The following is a 20,423-nucleotide window of genomic DNA, read 5'->3' on the forward strand; positions in this document are numbered from 1 at the left end:
TCTCCTTTTAGTTTACTGATTGTAGTGAAACAAGCTGATAGTTTAGTGTAGTTTTTCCGTTCTCCCATTCTAACTTTTGGACAATTGCACTACCGATTCTTTCTTCGTTTGATTTATATAAAGGCAATATTTCTTGAATAGTAAATAGATGATAACCATCTAAAATTAATTGAAATAAATTATCTTCTATATGTAATCTTACTTCTTTTTCATTTGAAATAATTTTTGTATGCATCTCAAATTTCATGCTAGATACAACCCCTTTTTTCTAATCTCTACATTTTAATAGTATAGTGGTCATGCAAGATTGACAAGTAAATACACCGTGATGTACATACTTTTTTAATTATAAATATTTTATGTTTTTTTATATGAAATACGGTATGTGAAATTATTAATCTACAAAAATAAAAATGCCCTTTCAGGCATCCTTATTTTTGTAAGTACTCTTTCATAACGTAGTACAATACAGTTATTAAGACAATCGCTACAAAAAACGCAAATACGGCCACAACATACCCATCTTTATTTAATAAAAAGCATATGGAAATAGATATTATAAAAATCGGAAACACGAGACGTACCTTAGCCTTCACTTCTTCTGTCGTATCTGTATGATGAAAATACTGTGTAATTCCTACCATAAGAGATGACAAAATAATAACCGACAATAGTAAAGGTCCTGGCATTCCGATCTCTCCTTTCTCTATTTCTAATTATATACAAACCCCGCGCTCTTTAAAAGTTAGATAATTCAGCCTTTTAATTTTTTCTACATCAACTCTTTAATTTACGCCACGTATACTAACTCAATATAAGTTATACATATAATAGCGCCTTCAACACGACATTTTCAAATAATAGCACTTACAGTAATGTTGTAATATTCCTCTTCATTCTCTGAAATCCTGCAAATATAACTCGTCAAAATATGCGATAAATACTAACACTAAGCACCTAATTTAGACAAAAATTATAGAGGACATTTCAGTATGTATCAAGAAATAAGAATAGAAAGATAAGTAAGGGAGGATTTATAATGACTGAACACGTTTTATTTTCTGTTAGCGAAAACGGCGTTGCATCTATTACTTTAAACCGTCCAAAAGCACTTAATTCTTTATCCTATGACATGTTACAACCAATTGGGAAAAAACTTAAAGAATGGGAGCAAGATGAGCGTATTGAACTCATCGTTTTAAAAGGAGCTGGGACGAAAGGTTTTTGTGCAGGTGGTGATATTAAAACGCTATACGAAGCACGTTCTAACGAAGTTGCATTACAACATGCAGAGCAGTTTTTTGAAGAAGAATATGAAATTGATACATTTATTTATCAATACAAAAAACCAATTATCGCTTGTTTAGATGGAATTGTAATGGGCGGTGGTGTCGGTCTGACAAATGGAGCGACGTATCGAATTGTAACAGAGCGTACGAAGTGGGCAATGCCTGAAATGAACATCGGTTTCTTCCCTGATGTCGGTGCTGCTTATTTCTTAAATAAAGCGCCTGGATATACTGGTCGATATGTTGCTTTAACGGCATCTATTTTAAAAGCTCCTGATGTATTATATATTAACGCTGCTGATTACTTTATGACATCAGATTCATTACCAAATTTCCTTACCGCACTTGAAAATGTAAATTGGAAAAAAGAAGATGTACATACTCATTTAAAAGAAGTTATTCGTACATTTGCAACTGCTCCAAACTTAGATGGCAATCTTTCTTCTTCAGTAGAAGAAATTAATTCGCATTTTGCATTCGATACAATTGAGGGAATCATTCAATCGTTAGAGAAAGATCAAAGTCCATTTGCCCAAACAACGAAAGAAAAGCTATTATCCAAATCCCCTGTTTCATTAAAGGTAACATTAAAACAGTTTATTGATGGCCAAGAAAAGTCAGTTGAAGAATGTTTCGCGACAGATCTTATACTCGCTAAAAACTTCATGCGACATGAAGATTTCTTTGAAGGAGTACGCTCCGTTGTAGTTGATAAAGACCAAAATCCAAATTATAAATATAAACAATTAAGTGATGTTTCAGAAGAAGATGTAAATCGATTCTTTAACTTACTTAACGCTTAAACAAAGAGGCCATATATTGTAGCACACTCTCAGCTACTCTATACGGCCTCTTCTTTTTAGTTAAATAATTTTAAATATAATTTAATTTTATTTAACTAAAATGTATGTTAAACTAACGTTAATCGAATTTTCTAAAAACAAAAAAGGAAGGCGGATAACATTATGGAAAATTTTTTTCTGTTTATTATTATGTCTATATGTCTTATTATTCTACCCGGTCCTGATACAGCAATGGCTACGAAAAACACATTGATTGCCGGCAAAATCGGCGGCGTTAAAACTGTTTTTGGTACTTGTGTTGCGCTTTTAATTCACACTTTAGCTGCTGTAATTGGTCTTTCAGCACTTATTGTAAAGTCTGCTCTTTTATTTTCTATTTTTAAATATGTTGGTGCTGTATATTTAGTCTATATTGGTATTAAAGCCCTTTTAGCAGTAAGAAACACAGAAGACTTAAATACAAATGACGTTCCAATAAATAATGACAATAAACATACTTCTTGCTTTCGCCAAGGGTTTCTTACAAATTTACTAAACCCTAAGATTGCAGTCTTCTTTTTAACTTTTTTACCACAGTTTTTAAATCCAAATCATAATACATTTATACAACTTCTCGTTATGGGACTTACTTATCTCATTTTAACCGTCATTTGGTTTGCTTTTTATATATTTTTAATTGATAAAATTAGTGCTTTTATGAAAAAACCGAAGACACAGCGTTATATTCAAGGGATTACAGGAATCGTCTTAATTGGGTTTGGTATTAAATTAGCCTTTGAAAGAAATAGTTAACACAATACAAACGAAAATACACTNNGTAGTGTATTTTCGTTTGTATTATTTTTATAATGAGTGGGAATGCACCCCACTCATTATCATTTCACTTTATTAAAACCAGCGCTCAGTTACAACTTTTTTACGTGTATAAAATTGAACGCCATCCGTACCATTTGTACCAAGATCTCCAAAGAATGAAGCTTTGTTTCCTGCAAATGCGAAGAATGCCATTGGTGCTGGAACATTAACGTTTACACCAATCATACCAGCATCAATATTGTCTCGGAATGTTTGTGCATGTTTTCCATTTGATGTATAAATAACAGCACCATTCGCAAATTTCGATTGATTTGTCAGCTTAATACCTTCTTCTAAATCTTTTACTCTTACAATACTTAATACTGGAGCGAAAATTTCATCTTGCCAAATTTTCATTTCTTGATTTACACCATCAAAGATTGTTGCACCAACAAAGTAACCTTCTCCAACTTCTTCATTGATTTTACGGCCATCTACTAGTAAAGTTGCTCCATCTGCTACACCACTATTAATATAGCCTAAAACACGTTCTTTATGAGATTCACGGATTAATGGTCCAACATAATTATCTTCGTTGAAACCGTCACCTACTTTTAACTTCTTCGTTTCCGCTACTAATACATCAATGAATTCATCAGCAATTTCATCAACTACTGCTACTACTGAACATGCCATGCAGCGCTCTCCACTACTTGCAAACGCAGAACCAATTACACCTTGTACTGTTTTCTCAAGGTTGCAATCTGGCATAACAACTGCATGGTTTTTCGCACCTGCTAACGCTTGTACACGTTTACCATTTTTTGTACCAGTTTCATATACGTAGCGTGCCACTGGCTCAGAGCCAACAAACGAAACTGCTTGAATATCTTTATTTTCTAAAATACTATTTACAACATCTTTTCCGCCTTGTACTAAATTTAATACCCCTTTTGGAAAACCAGCTTCATAGAATAACTCTACAAGTCGCTCAGCTAAAAGTGGCGTTCTTTCAGATGTTTTTAATACGAATGTATTACCGCAAGCAATTGCAAGTGGGAACATCCATAATGGAATCATCATCGGGAAGTTAAACGGTGTAATACCAGCAACAACTCCGATTGGGTAGCGCCAAATCGATCCATCAATTCCACTAGCAATATTCGGAAGAGCTTGTCCCATCATTAAATTTGGTGCTGATGTTGCAAGTTCTACCGCTTCAATACCACGCTGTACTTCACCAGTTGCATCCGTTAGCGTTTTACCGTTTTCTAGCGTAATGATTTTTGCAAGCTCATCTTTATTTTCTTGTAACAGTTGTAGATATTTGTATAGTTGTCTTGAACGATTTGGAACTGGAACTTTAGACCATGTTTTGTATGCCGCTTTTGCCGCTTCAACAGCTTTTTCAACATCTTCTTTTGGAGAAAGTGGAACATAAGCGATGATTTTTCCAGTTGCTGGATTCGGAACCGCTTCTACTTCCGTACCAGTAGATTCTACCCATTCGCCATTAATATGATTTTTCACTCGTTTAATTTCAGTTGTAATCATTATATTCTCTCCTTTTTTATCATGGTTTTTATAAGTGCACTATTTTTGATTAGAAATTAATTGTTCGCTAACTTTCTTATATAAAGCAGCCATATCGTTTTCACCATATCCTGCCTCACTCGCTTCTTCATATACGTTTAATAGCATCTCACTTACTGGTAAGTGAAGTTCACTTTCTTTAGCTAACTCTATCGCAAATTCCAAATCTTTCTTTAATAAATTTACAGTAAAGCCTGGCTCATAATTTTCTGATGCAATGAAACTTTTATAATTACGCTCATAAATTCTACTTTGACCGTAACTTACATTTAAAATATCAAACATTTTATCTAAATCCATATTGTTCTTTTTCGCTAATGTTAAAGCTTCACTCACACCAGCTGTATAAAAACCAATTAATAGATTATTAATTAATTTAACAGTTGTACCACTATCAATCTGCTCACTAACATGGAAAACATTCGCTCCAAGTACTTCCATGACAGATTCAGTTTTTTCATATACTTCTTTCGATCCACCAACCATAAACGTTAATGTACGGTTTTCTGCACCAATTACCCCACCGCTAACAGGTGCTGCTAAAAAGTCTACTTTCTTTTCCTTCGCCGATTCCTCTAATTGTTTGTTTAATTGTGGAGATACTGTACTTGTATCAATTAAAGCTACATTCGAGTGGCTATTTTCAAATAATCCTTCTTCCCCAAAATATACCGCTTCCACAGCACGAGGTGAAGGCAAACTTGTAAAAATCACATCGCATGTCTCTGCTAGTTTTGAGATTGATAGGCCGATAATTCCTCCTTCTTTTTCAAAGGAAGCTTCCGCCTCTTTATTCAAGTCCACTCCATATACTGTGTAGCTAGATTTAACTAAATTTTTAGACATTGGAAGACCCATGTTACCTAAACCGATAAAACCAATCTTTTTCATATCGCTTTCCTCCTATTTACACAATATATTTCCCGCGATTTATAATAACTTTCGCAATATCTCTCTTTTTCGTAAATAAGTTTGAGTATAAAGGCACTAATAATTGACGGATTTCAGCTAATATTTCTTGTCTATTTTGTTCTTCTGTGACAGCTGCTGAAAGAATGGAAATCGCAGCTTCTTCTACTTTACGATATCCTTCTTCACAAATAACACCTGTTATCATTTGCTTCGTACGCTCTTTTTCCTCACCATTTTTACTAACTGCTTTCCTCGTACGTAAAAATGCTGATTCCATGACGTACACGTCCGTCAACATATTTGATAATACGCGTGAATATTCTTGCTCTTGCTCAATTTTTATTCCTGGAGTTTTAGAGAGCGTTTTCAAAGATTGTTTCAACAATTTTTTCGCTAATAAAATGTAACGATGGTTTCTTTCTACATTTGCTACATCAATTTCTACTTCAGCATCTTCTATTTGCTCGATTTGCTTCATTAACATTTTTGCAACTGTTAATCTATTAATTTCATTCGTTCCTTCAAAAATACGACTAATTCTAGCATCACGATATAATCGTTCTACTTCGTATTCTTGCATATAACCGTAACCACCATGAATTTGTACAGCTTCATCTACGATATAAGCAAGTGTTTCAGAAGCGTTTACTTTATTCAGTGCACATTCAATTGCAAATTGGGACATTTTTTTCATAAGATCTTCATCACTCTCATGAATTGCTTCATCAATTACACCCGCTGTACGGTAAGCTGCACTTTCTGCTCCATATGTAGAAATAATCATATTGGCAATTTTCTCTTGAATCATCGTAAAATCTACTAATTCCGTTTGGAACTGTTTTCGCTCTTTTCCATATTGAACTGACAAACCGATTGCTTGTTTTGCTGTTCCAATATTTCCAAAAGCAAGTTTTAGTCTAGCGAAGTTAAGAATATTAAGAGCTACGTGATGCCCTTTCCCAACTTCCCCTAAAATATTTTCAGCGGGGATGACAACATCTTCTAAAATAAGCGTCGCTGTTGAAGATCCTTTAATCCCCATCTTCTTTTCTTCTAATCCTATTGATACACCTTCACATGTTCTTTCGACAATAAACGCTGTCATTCCTTTATTTGTCTTCGCAAAAACAACGTATACATCTGCCATATGAGCATTTGTAATCCACTGCTTCTCACCATTCAACTTCCAAGCAGTACCATCTTCATTCAATACTGCACTCGTTTTTGCACTTAATGCATCAGAACCAGCATTTGGCTCAGTTAAAGCATAAGCCCCAATCCATTCTCCCGATGCGATTTTCGGTAAATATTTTTCTTTCTGTTCTTTCGTTCCATAATATATGTAAGGCAATGTACCTACACCGGCGTGTATATTAAAAGAAACGCTAAATGCACCAGCGTAACCCATTTTCTCTGCTACAAGACCTGAGACAGCCTTTCCTAACTCGAATCCGCCATAATCTTCTGGTACCTCAATGCCTAATAATCCAAGTTCCCCAGCTTTCTCAAATAATTGGCGAGAAACTTTATAGTTATGTTGTTCAATATTCTCAATTTGCGGGACAATTTCTTGTTTAACGAATTGTTCTGTCGTTTTTGCAATTAAATCTTCATCCCCTGAAAAATCTTCTGGTGTAAAGAAAGTATTATTCACATCTTTATTGAGTGAAAAAAATTCATCCCATGGTAACTTCGTTTTCTCCATCTGAATCCCCCTATCATTTCGGCCTTCATTGCTTTTTGCATATGCTCGTCTACGATGAGTGGAATATCTTATTATTGAAAACAGAAGGCGATGAATTTTCACATCAAGCAGTTCATTTTGCCAAAGATGTATTCTCATCGCCCTAGTTGTTTTATCTATTGATCTTCTGATAATACTGTTTTTGCAATACCAGTATCTAATTCTTCAAAGTCATGATATGAAATTGTTTCATATAATTCACTTCTCGTTTGCATATTAGAAAGTGCATCTTTTTGAGAACCTGTTTCCTTAATTAAAGTAAACACATTCTCATACGCTTTCGCGGCAACTCGAAGTGAAGTTACAGGGTAAATAACCATTTGGAAGCCCATATTCGCAAATTCCTCTGCACTATAATATGGCGTTTTCCCAAATTCGGTCATATTCGCTAATAAAGGTGCATTTACTTTACTATTAAATAGACGGAATTCCTCTTCTGATTGAAGCGCTTCAGGGAATATTGCATCTGCCCCTGCTTTTACATATGCGTTCGTTCTTTCAATCGCGGCATCTAAGCCTTCTACACTGCGAGCATCTGTGCGTGCTACAATATATAAGCTTGGTGCAACTTCTTTAATCGCTTTAATTTTTTGAACTAATTCTTCTGTAGTAACAAGTTTCTTACCATTTAAATGTCCACATTTCTTTGGTAATTGTTGATCTTCAATTTGAACAGCAGCTACTTTCGCTTCTACCATTTCTACAGCTGTTCTCGCTACGTTTAGTACTCCACCAAATCCTGTATCAATGTCCACAAGAACTGGTAAATCTGTAGCTCTTACTAGATCCCTTGCTCTCTCTGCTACTTCAGTAGACGTCACGATGCCTAAATCTGGTAGCCCTTTACTTGCAGTGTAAGCAGCTCCCGATAAATATAGAGCTGAAAAACCTGTATTTTTCGCAACAAGAGCCGCCATTGCATCATGAGTACCTGGAATTTGCAAAATATCATTTGCTTCTACTAAAGCTCGGAAGCCATTCGCAAGCTCCTCTTGTGTTGACTGTTTATTCACAACCCAAGCCATTCTAAATTCCCCCTATTATTAAATTAAGAATAGATCTACAAATTCGTTTACATTCATATTTTCTAGTTTTTCTTCATTTAAGCAAACTTCATGAATTTGTTCTTGTTGCTTACTAGAATAATGACCTGCCATATTTGCAGTGAATTTTTGAACAACTTTTGGAATCGCTTCGTCTCTACGGAAACGGTGACCAAGTGGGTATTCACATTCCACATTTTCTGTTACAGTACCATCTTTAAAATGAACTTGAACAGCGTTGGCGATTGAGCGCTTGTTCGGGTCAAGATAATCTAAACTGTACTGTTTGTTTTCAACAACAACCATCTTATTTCGTAATTCATCTACACGTGGATCATTTGCTACTACATCCTCATAATCGTCCGCAACGATATCTCCTTTTAATAAACCAATTGCTGTAATGTATTGTAAACAATGATCACGATCAGCTGGGTTATTTAATGGACCTTCTTTATCGATAATACGAATTGCTGATTCATGAGTTGTAATTGTAATACGATCAATTTCATCTAATCTTTCTTTAATTTCCGGATGTAATTTCACTGCACATTCTGCAGCTGTTTGTGCATGGAATTCTGCTGGGAATGACACTTTGAATAATACATTTTCCATTACATAAGATTCTAGCGGTCTTGCTAATTTTAATTCTTGCTTGTTAAATAACACATCTTGGAATCCCCATCCTGGTGCAGATAAAGCTGTTGGATAACCCATTTCACCTTTTAAAGCAGTCATTGCAAGATGAACACCGCGGCTCGTCGCATCTCCTGCTGCCCATGATTTACGTGAACCAGTATTTGGAGCATGACGATATGTACGAAGACTAGAATTATCAATCCACGCATGTGATAATGCATTAAAGATTTCTTCACGCGTTCCACCAAGCATTTTCGCAACTACTGCAGTTGTTGCTACTTTTACATATAATACATGGTCAAGACCAACACGATTTAAGCTATTTTCTAACGCAAGCACGCCTTGAATTTCATGTGCTTTAATCATCATTTCTAATACTTCACGTACTTTTAATGTTTCTTTTCCTTCTGAAATACGAACACGGCTAATATAATCTGCTACTGCTAAAATTCCGCCTAAGTTATCAGATGGATGTCCCCACTCTGCTGCAAGCCAAGTATCGTTATAGTCTAACCAACGGATCATACATCCGATATTAAATGCGCCTTTTACTGGATCTAGCACATAAGATGTTCCTGGTACACGTGTACCATTTGGCACGATTGTTCCTGGTACAACTGGTCCTAATAATTTCGTACACTCTGGGTATTGTAGTGCTAAAATTCCACATCCAAGTGTATCAAGTAATACGTAGCGGGCCGTACTGAATGCTTCTGCACTTGTAACCTCTTTATTTAATACATAGTCCGTAATTTCTTCTAATAATGCATCTTTTTGTTTAATTTCATTAGTTTTAATCATGCTATTCTTCCCTTTCTGTCGAAAATTCGTTATTATTAATGATGGGTGTCGGTCAAACACCCATCTGGCGGGCGGCGCTAACAACTCCCCAGTTGTTCTTATTTACTAAGTACATGTCGCTCGCCAATATAATTTACACGTGGACGGAACAAGCGATTATTTGCATGTTGCTCAATAACGTGCGCACATAGTCCTACTGTTCTAGAACTAAAGAAGATTGGTGTGTACAGTTGAATTGGGATACCAAGCATCCAATATACTGGTGCTGCATAATAATCAAGATTCGGATAAATGCCTTTTTCCTTCTCCATGATTTTCTCTCCAGCTTCACACATTTCATATAGTGTATAATCACCTTTTACATCACATAGCTGTTTTAAAGCTTCCTTCATCATAAGTGCTCTTGGATCCATTTTCTTCATATAAACACGGTGTCCAAAGCCCATAATTTTTTCTTTGTTATATAGTTTTTTCTGTAATAACTCTTCAAACTTCTCAACATTGCCAGCCTCTAAAAGCATGTACATAACAGCTTCATTTGCACCGCCATGTAAGCTTCCCTTTAAAGATGCAACCGCACCTGTTAGAGCACCGTATAAATCTGATTGTGTTGACGCAATTACACGCGCTGTAAATGTAGAGTTTGGCATTTCATGTTCACTATATAAAACAAGGGAACGATCAAAGATCTTCTCCTCAAGTTCAGTCGGTTTCTTACCAGTTAACATATAGAAGAAATTCGCACTATATGACAATTCCTCAAGGGGCTGAATTGGCTCCTCATTATTTAAAATATGATAGCTATTCGCTACAATATTTGGCACTTTACTTAAAAGCTTGTACCCTCGAATTTTATTCACTTCTAACGAGCGGTTTTCGATATCACTATCGTAACCAGCTAATGCAGACACACCTGTACGTAACCCATCCATAGGATGTGTTTCTTTAGGCAATGCCTTTAGCACATTAAATACACCTTCTGGCACTGCATATTCTTCTTTTAATTTCTTTTCAATTGTTGCTTTTTCATCCTCATTCGGTAGATGTTCTTCTAATAAAAGGTGCACAATGTCTAAATACTCTTTTGTTTTTGAGAGTTCGATTAAATCATACCCTTGAATTACAATTTCACCTTTTACTGTGTCAAGAAACGAAATTTTCGTCTCCGCTGCTACTACACCATCTAATCCCGGGGAAAATTTTCCTTCAGCTTTCATCATTATTTCCTCCAATCCTAATAGATCTTCGTGCACATAACTGTAAGCCTTTACAATACTGTGAAACTACATTTCTATTTCAATGTATCAGAGTTTTTAGAAGATTTCAATTTATTTTATAATGATAAGTTTCCTATACTTTTACCGATGTAATAATACAATTTTTCAAAAATAACTTTCATCTTTTATAAAGAAAGGACAGACATCCTTTTATAATTTTCTAAAACGAAATATAACAATTATCCATATAATCCCACTAAATATACCTTTAATCTCTTTTTCTTTAACAAACATAAAAAACGAGCTGCACTCATGCACAGCTCGTTTTCTATAATATTTATTTCATATTCCCATAAATATAATTCTTATATAAAATTTATTTATTTTTAATAAAATTATTATTTTACATAATTAAATTAAATTTCTTCCGTTTCTTTACGATAGCTTACAACTAAATCATAGTTTTGAAAGTACGAAAGATTATCAAAATCTATAAAAAATAAAATACCGTCTTTCCCAACTGACACTATTTCCCGAACTGGTTTCTCAGAAACAATTCCTAAAGAATATCCTAGATGAATTGCACTATTTCCTCCGCACATTACAATAAAGTGAAACTTTAATCAGTGGGGGGTTTTGTTCATCATTAGCCCACACCAATCGGGCGTTTACGGGCAGCAGGGCTTCCGCCTAACTTCTTTGCTCTAGCCGAATTTTGAGATGGGAGTCTTACTGCCCACAAATAGCGGGATAAATCAAATCGATTCATCATACTTTATACGCAATTCTTCCTTAAACCATCGTAGAGCATCATGTTCAATTGAAATTTTCACCTTCGTTCTTCCTGTTTACGCAAAATCCTTTTTTCCTAATCGTTGTTTTACAAAAACGACGAAAAGAATTAAAGCTATTAATCCAGAAATTGCACTACCAACAAATAAAATACGGTAACCAAACATTTGTGAAACAACTCCAAGTAAAATCGCACCTAATCCAATCCCTAAATCAAATGCGGTAAAGAATGAAGCGTTAGCAACTCCTCTTTTACTAGGATCAACAATTGTCAGCATCGTTGCTTGCAAAGCGGGCTGTGCTGAACCGAATCCAACACCATATAATGCCGCTGCAATCATTACACCTATCAAACCATTTGAAATCGTTAGTACAACTATCGCTAAAATAGTAATACATAGTGCCGGAAGTATGATAAAAACTTCTCCATACTTATCTAATAGTTTTCCTGAAATAGGTCGTACAATTGTTAAAACAATTGCATATACAAGAAAGAATGTCCCAGGATTCACATCAATTGATGACGCGAATAACGGTAAAAATGTTGTTATTCCTCCATATGCAAATGATAAAAAGAAAACAACAACCGTTATTGATAAAACGGATTTTTCAAACAGCTGAATTTTCCCTTTTTCTTTTTGTGGCGTGAATGGCATTTTCGTTATTAACGATAATACGACTGCCATAAAGGATAAAAGAGTTGCTAACAAGAATAGACCATGAAATGAATAATTTTGTACAACCCATAATCCAATCATCGGGCCAATTGCCATCGCGATTGTCATCGCCATGCCATACCAGCCCATCCCTTCACCACGACGTGAATCTGGAATAATATCAGTTATCGCTGTTCCAACTGCTGTTGTAGAAACAGCCCACGTCACTCCGTGAATAACGCGCAAAACGGCTAAAAGGACAATAGTCGATGCTAAATTATACGAATACATCGTTATCCCAAAAAATATGAGTCCGAAAATAATAAAAGATCTTCTACCATATTGATCTAACATACCTCCAATAATCGGTCGTATTACAACTGCCGCTATTGTAAACATTCCCATCATCAGTCCAACTTGCGATTCATTTCCACCAATCTCTTTAATAAAGAGCGGGAGCGTTGGAACAAGTAAATAAAACCCCGTAAATAAAAATAACATCGCGATAGTCATTTTTATAAATGATTTCGTCCATAATCGTTCCATTAAAATCCCTCCATAAACACGTAAAATATTACGATTAACACATCCATTGTATATGTTTCATATTCCTTTTCCCTCCGCTAATAGGCGTATCTTTTCGTAATAAATGGTCCACCATCAATTCACATTGGTCTTACGACTTTGTACGTATGTTTTAACCGAAAATCCTATCTATATGTACCTTTATAAGCATTAAAAGAATATACTACTTTATCATTGAAACTTAGGAGTGATCGTTTTCATGTGGGTATCACCAAGAATAACCGCCGTTGTCCCAGCAGCTCCCTCAATACATGTTCCTGCCGTTCATACAGCTAGTTCTGATGTTGGTATCGAACTTCCTGCCGCTTGGCAACAATATCAATCGACTGACCAAGTCACCCCTTCATTTTGGCATCATGGTACACACCCGAGTAGTACTACTTTTTATGGCCCTAGTTATCCAATACCGCCAACTCAAATTTTTTATCATTTCCCATCAATTTACTTTCAAAATTTCTATGGTACTTTTAACATTTAAAAATAATATTACTCTTTATAATACAAAAAGCACCAAAGAAACCGTTTTTCCCGGTACCTTTGGTGCTTTTAAAATGCATTATTTATTGTCCATTATTGGAAAGAGCCTCTCCTATGTTCCCACCAGTAGTTGGTGGGGTTGGAGTTTCTTGGCCACCTCCAGTGGTTGGTGGATTTGGAGTTCCTTGGCCACCTCCAGTGGTTGGCGGATTTGGAGTTCCTTGACCACCTCCAGTGGTTGGTGGATTTGGAGTTCCTTGACCATTTCCGTTGTTCGGTGGATTTGGAGTTCCTTGACCATTTCCATTGTTTTGTTCATTTTGCTTATTCTGTTCCTCTTGTTTCTTTTGCTCTTCTTGCTTCTTAAGTTCATCTTGCTTCTTTTGCTCTTCTTGTTTCTTTTGCTCTTCCTGTTTCTTTAATTCCTCTTGATTTTTCTCTTCATCAGTTTTTTGCTGTTGGTCTTGTTTTGGTTGTTCAGTTTTATCCGGTACGCTCGTATTTGGAGATGAATCACGTTTTTCACCTTTTATACGTAACTCACTACCTTCTTGAATAACACTACTTGGCATTTTAAAGCGTGATTTATCTGTAGCCATATCGCTCATCATTTCTTTAAAGATCAACTGTGCAATTTTCGTATTTTTACTACTAATATACTCGTCTTTACCATCTTTCATATATCCAGTCCATACTGCCATCGTATATTGCGGTGTATATCCTGCAAACCAACTATCACGAGTTGCACTTTCTGGAATTCCATATTGTGCTAGTTGTTTTGAAGAATAGTTAGTTGTACCTGTTTTACCAGCTACATCTAAAGAGGCCACATTTGCCGATGTACCAGTACCTGATGTAACTACAGAACGAAGCATATCAGTAATCATATATGCTGTAGAATCGGCCATAACTTGTTTTGGTTTTTGACCAAAACTTTGTGACTTGCCATCTGGATAAACTACTTTCTTAACAAAATGCGGCTTCGTATACTTACCGTCATTCCCAAATGCCGCATATGCACCTGCAATTTCAGTTGGTGACGCTTCATTTGTACCGATCGCTGTTGATTCTGTCGGTGCTACATTAAATGTAATCCCTAATTTCTCAGAGAACTCTTTCGATTTACTAATACCTACCTCTTTAGCTGTTTTAATAGCTGGGATATTACGTGACTTTGTTAGTGCTTCACGCATTGAGATTGGCCCTAAATGACTTCTATCTGCATTTCTCACTTCTTGGCCAGTTGAATACTTAAATGGAGAGTCATCAATTTGATGGTACGTAGCCCATTTTAAATATTCAATTGCAGGAGCATAGTCAAAAATTGGCTTCATCGTTGAACCAGCTGCACGATCTAATTCAATCGCCATATTATGTCCTTTAAATACTGCTTTATTTTCACCGCGCCCACTACCTATAGCGCGAACTTCTCCAGTTTTTGTATCCATAAATGTGAAAGCACCTTGGAACTTATCATTTGGATAATTAATAATATTATCATTTAATATCCTGTCGGCAGCATCCTGAGCTTTTGTGTCTAAAGTTGTATAAATTTCTAAACCGTCAGATCCAATATTAACATCTGGTATTTCTTTTTCTACTTCTTTCACTACTGCATCCATAAATGCAGTATATGGCATTGTTTGTACAGTTGCAGTCTTAATCCCATCTGTTACTTTAACCTTTGAGGCTTCTTCCATTTCTGCCTTTGTAATATAACCATGTCGATTCATTAAGTTTAGTACAGTATTTCTTCTTTCTGTTGCCCTTTGAACATTTTCTGTTTTCGTTGGATCATAGTTATTCGGTGCTTTCGGTAAACCGGCAAGCATCGCAACTTCTGGTAAAGTTAAATCTTTTAATTCCTTACCGTAGTAGTTTTGTGCTGCTGTTGCGATTCCATATGAACGGTTACCTAAATTAATTTTATTTAAATACATCTCTAATATTTCATGTTTTGAATATTGTTGTTCTAGCTTGTACGCTAAATATATTTCCTGAACCTTACGCTTTGACGTTTTTTCCATCGATAAGAAGTAATTTTTAATAACTTGCTGCGTTATCGTACTACCACCTTGAGAGCCATAATCTCCCTTAAGACTAACTAAAACTGCACGAGCAGTACCTTTAAAATCTACTCCGCTATGCTCATAAAAACGCGAATCTTCTGTTGCTAAAAATGCATTTTCTACCAATTTAGGGATTTGATCATACGTAACATTCGTCCGCTTTTCTTTCCCATATTCATATACCAAATTCCCGTCTTTATCATAGATTTTTGAGGATAACGGATTAACAAGTTTTGCTTTCTCAAGTTTTGGTGCATCCTTAATCATTACGAAAAAGGTAGCAACCCCTGCCACTAAACCTACAATACCAAGTAGTAAACAACTGATTAAAAATTTACGGAAAAACGATGTTTTACCTTTTGGTTTTGTTTTTTTAGAAGCTGGCTGTTTTTTCTTTTGAACTTGTCGTCGCTCCTCTCGAGAACGATAATTTTCTGACATGTTACTTTCTCCTGCCTTTCAATTCTCCCGTTGATTTACTTGAAAATATTGAGGTCACTTTCCCAAATACATTTAATCAAGAAAGTATATTGACCTGGAGCATTCAATATTTTCCCAATTCACAGATTATACATTTTAGAATACTTCTTATACAAACTATTTTCACTTCTATTTTTTCTAATAATACTGCCCCTTAAAGCATAGAATGTAAGAAGTGAATTTTTAATACCTCGTATAAATAATATACCTTTTTTTCAAATGGTCAATATTTTCTTATTTATAAATCAAAGGTGAAATAAAAATAGCACAACGATATGTACTTCGTGTGAACTTCCTTATAATTACGTATAACAAACATTTAATATATTGCATATAAGTATAATACTCCTTTAATTATTAGGATTTCAACACGACAATCCCCTTCTCTACAAGAAACCATCTAAAATGAAAAATAAGGAGTTGCGTAATGATGAAGCTATCTCCCGTTATTTCAAAAAAATTAGTTGCTGTTGGCTATAATCCTTTTTCTATGATTTTACGTATTCAACTAAAGAATGGTATGTATGATTTCTTTAATGTGCCAGAAAGCATTTACACCGGTTTATTAAACGCCCACTCTAAAAGTTATTATCATAATACTTATATTAAAAATTCTTACCGCTATACTAAAATTTAAACTTGATTGACATACAAAAAAGAAAGNNCTTTCTTTTTTGTATGTCAATCGCAATTTACCTTCTATTTCTTTTATTAATTTCATCATACGCTTGAACTTGTTTTTTAAGTCGCCTGTCGGCTTTTTTATCATGTACGACAAGAACTGCGTGTATCGCTCCTGGAACCCAAAAAATTAAGGTTAAAATGAAATTAATAATCGCTTGAAACGGCTTTCCGCAAAATAAAACAGCTACCGGCGGAAGTAAAATTGCTAATAAGTACATCATGTCTAAAAAACTCCTTAATGTTTATTTTTCGCTTCTTCCCCATCCATCTCCTACACTATCAAACCTATGAAATCATGTTATTTCTAAAAGCGTATATAAGAACTCATCATTACAAAAATCACATATAATAGTATAACTAAATGAGGAGCCTCTCACTAACGTTAACAAGCTATTCTCACCTGTTCGTTTATATGTATATTCTACGCCTATATGAAAAAGCCTACAAAAACAATTAACACATTCATCTTGTCCTACTTCTAAAATTGAAATACTCCAAACTTCATTGAAATGAGTATTTCATCACCTTTTCTTAGATTCCAATCGTTGTTCCTCTACTATTTCGGTTAATCCAATTGCTGAAATTACAGTACCTATTGCCTGTATCCAAATACCTATTAGCCCTATTATACGTTGATCTTCTTTATCTATATTACTGTCTTCTTTTCCCTTTTCTTCTTTTGGTATATTTTTAATACCTTCATATGCTTGTAATCCCGCACCTAAACTTTGCATTGAATTCCCTAATACGATAATCCACTGTATTCCATTTATCTCATTCAATGCTACTTCTACTCCTAAAAAAGCGCCAATTGATTGCAAACTATTTCCAGTAATTATAAGGAAATCATTTTCTTTCATTTGTTCATTGAGATTAAAATACGTTCCTATTACATTTGAAATATTACCTAAAGCTAATAACTCAATCCCCGTTTTCGCTAGCGCTTTATTTTTATTATCTATAGTTACCTCTTGCTTCTCACATTTATCTTCATCTTTCGCATCATTAGTTGCTATAATTTGTAATATATATCCGAGAGCTTGTAATGAACTCCCTACAATAACGAGATCCGACTCAATCTTTCCTTCCCCTGCAAACCCTCTAGTTGTTCCAATTGCTGCTATAAGATTTCCTCCTACTTGAAACCAGGCACCTGTCAATTCTAAATCGCGTAGGTTCATTTCCCATCACCTATATTTAAATTTTCTAGTACATTCAAAACAAACAAATATCACCTTTAATTCATTATTCTATTTTTCATATGTAATTTTGTGCATCACATAATGTACTAATAATACAAAAGAGCACCTTTCAGGCGCTCTTTTTGACAAGGAGTTTCTCAATGAATGTATGCCGGACATGTCAATGACTCACCGTTTTTATCTATTGATATATTTAATATATAATGAATTGCTTTATGTGACCACATTTCAGGTGTAGGAGATTCTTTTACATATTGAGGTGCACATAAGTGAAGCATTGGAGTGCTAATACTGCCACCTGGATCTAAAGCAACTACTGCGATACCATTTGGTAGTTCCATTGCCATTGACTGCGTGATACCTTCAACAGCAAACTTCGAGGCACAATATGGCGCAAGTTCAGCCTCGCCTTCTCTTCCCCAACTAGAGCTCATGTTAATAATAATTCCTTCTTTCCTAGCTATCATCGCCGGGACGAACGCCCTAATGACATTTACTACCCCGTTCACATTTACACTCATTACACTTTCAAATTCTTGTGCGGTAACTTTCCATAGAGGTGCATTTTGATTAACAATCGATGCATTATTTATTAACATATCGGGAGCCCTATACTTATTAAGAATACGACTTGCCCATTTACTAACTTGGTGATGATTTGAAACATCAATTATTTGAAAATCATGTGAAGCACCGTAATATTTATTAAGCTCTTCAATTTTATTTTTTGAGCGTCCACACCCTGCTATGTTCCACCCCAATTCATGAAACCTATCAACCATTGCACGTCCTAACCCTTGCGTTACTCCAGTAATAATTACAAGTTTCCCAATGTCGTTTCGCTCCAACTTCATCTCCTCCTTTCCATTAATATTACTCTTTTAATTCGTATTCAACTTCTCACTTAAGTATCAATTCATTTCATACTTTAGAAGTATTTTTGATATTACATATTACAAACAAAAAGAGTAACCATCATAGTTACTCTTTTTGTTTGTATCGTTATTATTTTTAAATTGTATCTTCTATTCCCTACATTTCTCACATCGATAAATATAGGTTACACCTTAATGAAAGTATATTTATGTTTACGGTTCGATTTATCCAAATACTTTTCAATCCACTTTTTCAACTTAACAGAGCCCACCTCTATCAATAAATTTCCACCTAGTCTTATAACATACTTTTATTTAAATTCTCAATCTCATTTTGCAACTTTTTAAATTGCTCAAAATGCATTGTTATAGATTGAATACTATTCCTTTCAACATTTTGCTTTACTAATAAAACGCCTGTATCGTGAAAATTTGCTTCAAGTTCTTTCCTTATAGATACTTTCGTAATATATGCGGTTTTAATTGCCGATAAAATTGCTATTTCATTAAACTTTAATTTTATTTCATTAGGACAAAATGCTTTTTCGATCAATGTGACATCATTACTATAAATATAAGCAACAAGTTTACTTGATTCTGCATCTGTTAAATCCACTGTTTTTATAACATTATCCATTACATTTTGCCTCCTTTAATTCCATATATATTAATTATTCAAATTTATTCTTTTTAAAATTCAGCTCTTCATTAATTTTAACATACTTTTTGCTCGATTGATTAAACAAAGCTTCAAACATTTTTCTATTCCGGAATATTTGTCAAATGAACCAATTAGACTATACCTTCATATAGTAATGCAAACAATTACTTATAAAGTAGGTGAAAATTATGCCCTCAGTTGTTGGGAATTTAGTTGTACAAAATAGTAACGGATCTTTCAACTTAGGTGATTTCTACAATGTTTCTCCAAAAGAGAATACGAAAGCTTATAACGGCTCTGGCGCATCTAACGTTGGTTTCGTAGTGAACACTTTTAGTGGGGTTAGCGCGACTAATACATTTGATTCTGATCTAGCAGATCAAAACCAAGTTGGTACGGCCTAACCAGATCTGTAATCATTTTTGTATAACATTTTAAAATTTGTCTATACTATACTCAGGCTGATACACAGCTATCATTGATTTTTTGAGTGCCAATCTTTTTCTCCCTTTCCCTGGGACTAAGCAGCTAGCTTGCAGCTAGCTGCTTTTTCATTTAGTTCTTCACCTCTTCAAAAAATTAGGTTTTAACAGGTAGCCTGACTCACAGCCGAATTTTGAGGTGTGAATCTGCCTGTCCGTAAATAGCTAGATAAATTAAAGAAGCTAAACTTCAAAATTCAGCTTCTTTTAGGTTACATCAATTATGTCCATTGCAGAAAATATATATGTTTTATAAAATGCATCTGTACATTTTACAATTTGTTGAATTGGATTTATATGAACCACTGTCAAATAACTCGTAAGTATGTATCCTTCTTCAAAATATGTCACTAACATCTCTTCTTCAGACAATAATGAAGTTAATAATTTGTCTGAAATGCTGTCTTTCGCTTCATTTGTTATTAGCGGTCTTTGGACTTTTAATTTCTCTCCAATAATTTTTTTCATACTTAATAATTGTTCCGACATTACTGTAAACGGAACCCACTCTCTTCCTTTTTCCTGTATCTTTACATAATTCATTTTCTTTACTCCTCAATTTTCTATATCTATCCATTCTTGAACTACCCCACTTTCACTTCGTTTAGAAGTGGGGGATTCCTAAGT

General features: G+C 34.7%; 20 protein-coding genes. 5 read left to right on the forward strand and 15 right to left on the reverse strand.

Annotation, left to right across the window (positions count from 1 at the left end; translation table 11 throughout):
• Window positions 1–7 precede the first annotated feature (7 nt).
• A complete protein-coding gene (locus B5P42_RS14480) occupies window positions 8–247 on the reverse strand; it encodes a DUF2584 family protein (protein ID WP_002085739.1) in 240 nt (79 codons plus the stop codon).
• Window positions 248–431: 184 nt separating this feature from the next.
• Window positions 432–689: a hypothetical protein gene (locus B5P42_RS14485; protein ID WP_002012747.1), complete on the reverse strand. Its 258-nt coding sequence runs from the start codon at window positions 687–689 to the stop codon at window positions 432–434.
• 350 nt (window positions 690–1,039) lie between these two features.
• Between B5P42_RS14485 and B5P42_RS14490 the strand changes: the two genes are divergently transcribed.
• Together B5P42_RS14490 and B5P42_RS14495 are read left to right on the forward strand one after the other, a co-directional pair.
• The gene (locus B5P42_RS14490) at window positions 1,040–2,092 is read left to right on the forward strand and encodes an enoyl-CoA hydratase/isomerase family protein (protein ID WP_113734502.1); all 1,053 of its coding nucleotides are present in this window, start codon (window positions 1,040–1,042) and stop codon (window positions 2,090–2,092) included.
• 159 nt (window positions 2,093–2,251) lie between these two features.
• Window positions 2,252–2,884 (forward strand): LysE family translocator, encoded by a 633-nt coding sequence (locus tag B5P42_RS14495; protein WP_085960726.1) that lies wholly within the window; start codon window positions 2,252–2,254, stop codon window positions 2,882–2,884.
• Between the two features lie 96 nt (window positions 2,885–2,980).
• Here B5P42_RS14495 and B5P42_RS14500 read toward each other — a convergent pair whose 3' ends face one another.
• From B5P42_RS14500 to B5P42_RS14535, 7 genes are all read right to left on the reverse strand, one after another.
• On the reverse strand, window positions 2,981–4,441 hold the full coding sequence (locus B5P42_RS14500; protein WP_002127280.1) for a CoA-acylating methylmalonate-semialdehyde dehydrogenase: 1,461 nt from the start codon (window positions 4,439–4,441) through the stop codon (window positions 2,981–2,983).
• A 39-nt stretch (window positions 4,442–4,480) separates the two neighbouring features.
• Complete coding sequence (locus B5P42_RS14505; protein ID WP_113734503.1) at window positions 4,481–5,371, reverse strand: NAD(P)-dependent oxidoreductase; 891 nt, start codon at window positions 5,369–5,371, stop codon at window positions 4,481–4,483.
• Between the two features lie 16 nt (window positions 5,372–5,387).
• On the reverse strand, window positions 5,388–7,097 hold the full coding sequence (locus B5P42_RS14510; RefSeq protein WP_033713290.1) for an acyl-CoA dehydrogenase family protein: 1,710 nt from the start codon (window positions 7,095–7,097) through the stop codon (window positions 5,388–5,390).
• A gap of 155 nt (window positions 7,098–7,252) precedes the next feature.
• A complete protein-coding gene (gene prpB / locus B5P42_RS14515; protein WP_113734504.1) occupies window positions 7,253–8,161 on the reverse strand; it encodes a methylisocitrate lyase in 909 nt (302 codons plus the stop codon).
• 18 nt (window positions 8,162–8,179) lie between these two features.
• The gene (gene prpD / locus B5P42_RS14520) at window positions 8,180–9,616 is read right to left on the reverse strand and encodes a 2-methylcitrate dehydratase (RefSeq protein ID WP_113734505.1); all 1,437 of its coding nucleotides are present in this window, start codon (window positions 9,614–9,616) and stop codon (window positions 8,180–8,182) included.
• Window positions 9,617–9,714: 98 nt separating this feature from the next.
• On the reverse strand, window positions 9,715–10,836 hold the full coding sequence (mmgD, locus tag B5P42_RS14525; protein ID WP_113734506.1) for a citrate synthase: 1,122 nt from the start codon (window positions 10,834–10,836) through the stop codon (window positions 9,715–9,717).
• An 845-nt stretch (window positions 10,837–11,681) separates the two neighbouring features.
• Window positions 11,682–12,827 carry an MFS transporter gene (locus B5P42_RS14535; RefSeq protein WP_113734507.1) on the reverse strand — a complete coding sequence of 382 codons (1,146 nt, stop codon included), beginning with the start codon at window positions 12,825–12,827 and terminating at the stop codon, window positions 11,682–11,684.
• Window positions 12,828–13,065: 238 nt separating this feature from the next.
• On the opposite strand from B5P42_RS14535, the gene B5P42_RS14540 reads away from it, so the two are divergent.
• Window positions 13,066–13,344, forward strand: coding sequence for a hypothetical protein (locus B5P42_RS14540; RefSeq protein ID WP_002136183.1), 279 nt, complete (start codon window positions 13,066–13,068; stop codon window positions 13,342–13,344).
• An 82-nt stretch (window positions 13,345–13,426) separates the two neighbouring features.
• Here B5P42_RS14540 and B5P42_RS14545 read toward each other — a convergent pair whose 3' ends face one another.
• On the reverse strand, window positions 13,427–15,853 hold the full coding sequence (locus tag B5P42_RS14545) for a PBP1A family penicillin-binding protein (RefSeq protein ID WP_113734508.1): 2,427 nt from the start codon (window positions 15,851–15,853) through the stop codon (window positions 13,427–13,429).
• 466 nt (window positions 15,854–16,319) lie between these two features.
• On the opposite strand from B5P42_RS14545, the gene B5P42_RS14550 reads away from it, so the two are divergent.
• Window positions 16,320–16,529 (forward strand): KTSC domain-containing protein, encoded by a 210-nt coding sequence (locus B5P42_RS14550; protein ID WP_002085762.1) that lies wholly within the window; start codon window positions 16,320–16,322, stop codon window positions 16,527–16,529.
• Window positions 16,530–16,584: 55 nt separating this feature from the next.
• On the opposite strand, the gene B5P42_RS14555 is transcribed toward B5P42_RS14550, so the two are convergent.
• The 4 genes from B5P42_RS14555 to B5P42_RS14570 all read right to left on the reverse strand — a co-directional run bounded on the left by B5P42_RS14555 (window position 16,585) and on the right by B5P42_RS14570 (window position 19,290).
• Complete coding sequence (locus tag B5P42_RS14555) at window positions 16,585–16,797, reverse strand: YqaE/Pmp3 family membrane protein (RefSeq protein ID WP_002085763.1); 213 nt, start codon at window positions 16,795–16,797, stop codon at window positions 16,585–16,587.
• A gap of 300 nt (window positions 16,798–17,097) precedes the next feature.
• Window positions 17,098–17,757 (reverse strand): DUF6944 family repetitive protein, encoded by a 660-nt coding sequence (locus B5P42_RS14560; protein ID WP_113734509.1) that lies wholly within the window; start codon window positions 17,755–17,757, stop codon window positions 17,098–17,100.
• 158 nt (window positions 17,758–17,915) lie between these two features.
• Window positions 17,916–18,626 carry an SDR family oxidoreductase gene (locus tag B5P42_RS14565; protein WP_113734510.1) on the reverse strand — a complete coding sequence of 237 codons (711 nt, stop codon included), beginning with the start codon at window positions 18,624–18,626 and terminating at the stop codon, window positions 17,916–17,918.
• A 325-nt stretch (window positions 18,627–18,951) separates the two neighbouring features.
• On the reverse strand, window positions 18,952–19,290 hold the full coding sequence (locus B5P42_RS14570) for a hypothetical protein (protein ID WP_113734511.1): 339 nt from the start codon (window positions 19,288–19,290) through the stop codon (window positions 18,952–18,954).
• Window positions 19,291–19,502: 212 nt separating this feature from the next.
• Between B5P42_RS14570 and gerPF the strand changes: the two genes are divergently transcribed.
• Entirely contained in the window at window positions 19,503–19,718 is a 216-nt protein-coding gene (gene gerPF / locus B5P42_RS14575; RefSeq protein WP_001141569.1) for a spore germination protein GerPF, read from the forward strand.
• Window positions 19,719–20,003: 285 nt separating this feature from the next.
• Here gerPF and B5P42_RS14580 read toward each other — a convergent pair whose 3' ends face one another.
• The gene (locus B5P42_RS14580; protein ID WP_113734512.1) at window positions 20,004–20,339 is read right to left on the reverse strand and encodes a YolD-like family protein; all 336 of its coding nucleotides are present in this window, start codon (window positions 20,337–20,339) and stop codon (window positions 20,004–20,006) included.
• Window positions 20,340–20,423 lie beyond the last annotated feature (84 nt).

It is taken from the genome of Bacillus sp. SRB_331 (assembly GCF_003264175.1).
GTDB classification, from domain to species: Bacteria; Bacillota; Bacilli; order Bacillales; family Bacillaceae_G; genus Bacillus_A; species Bacillus_A mycoides.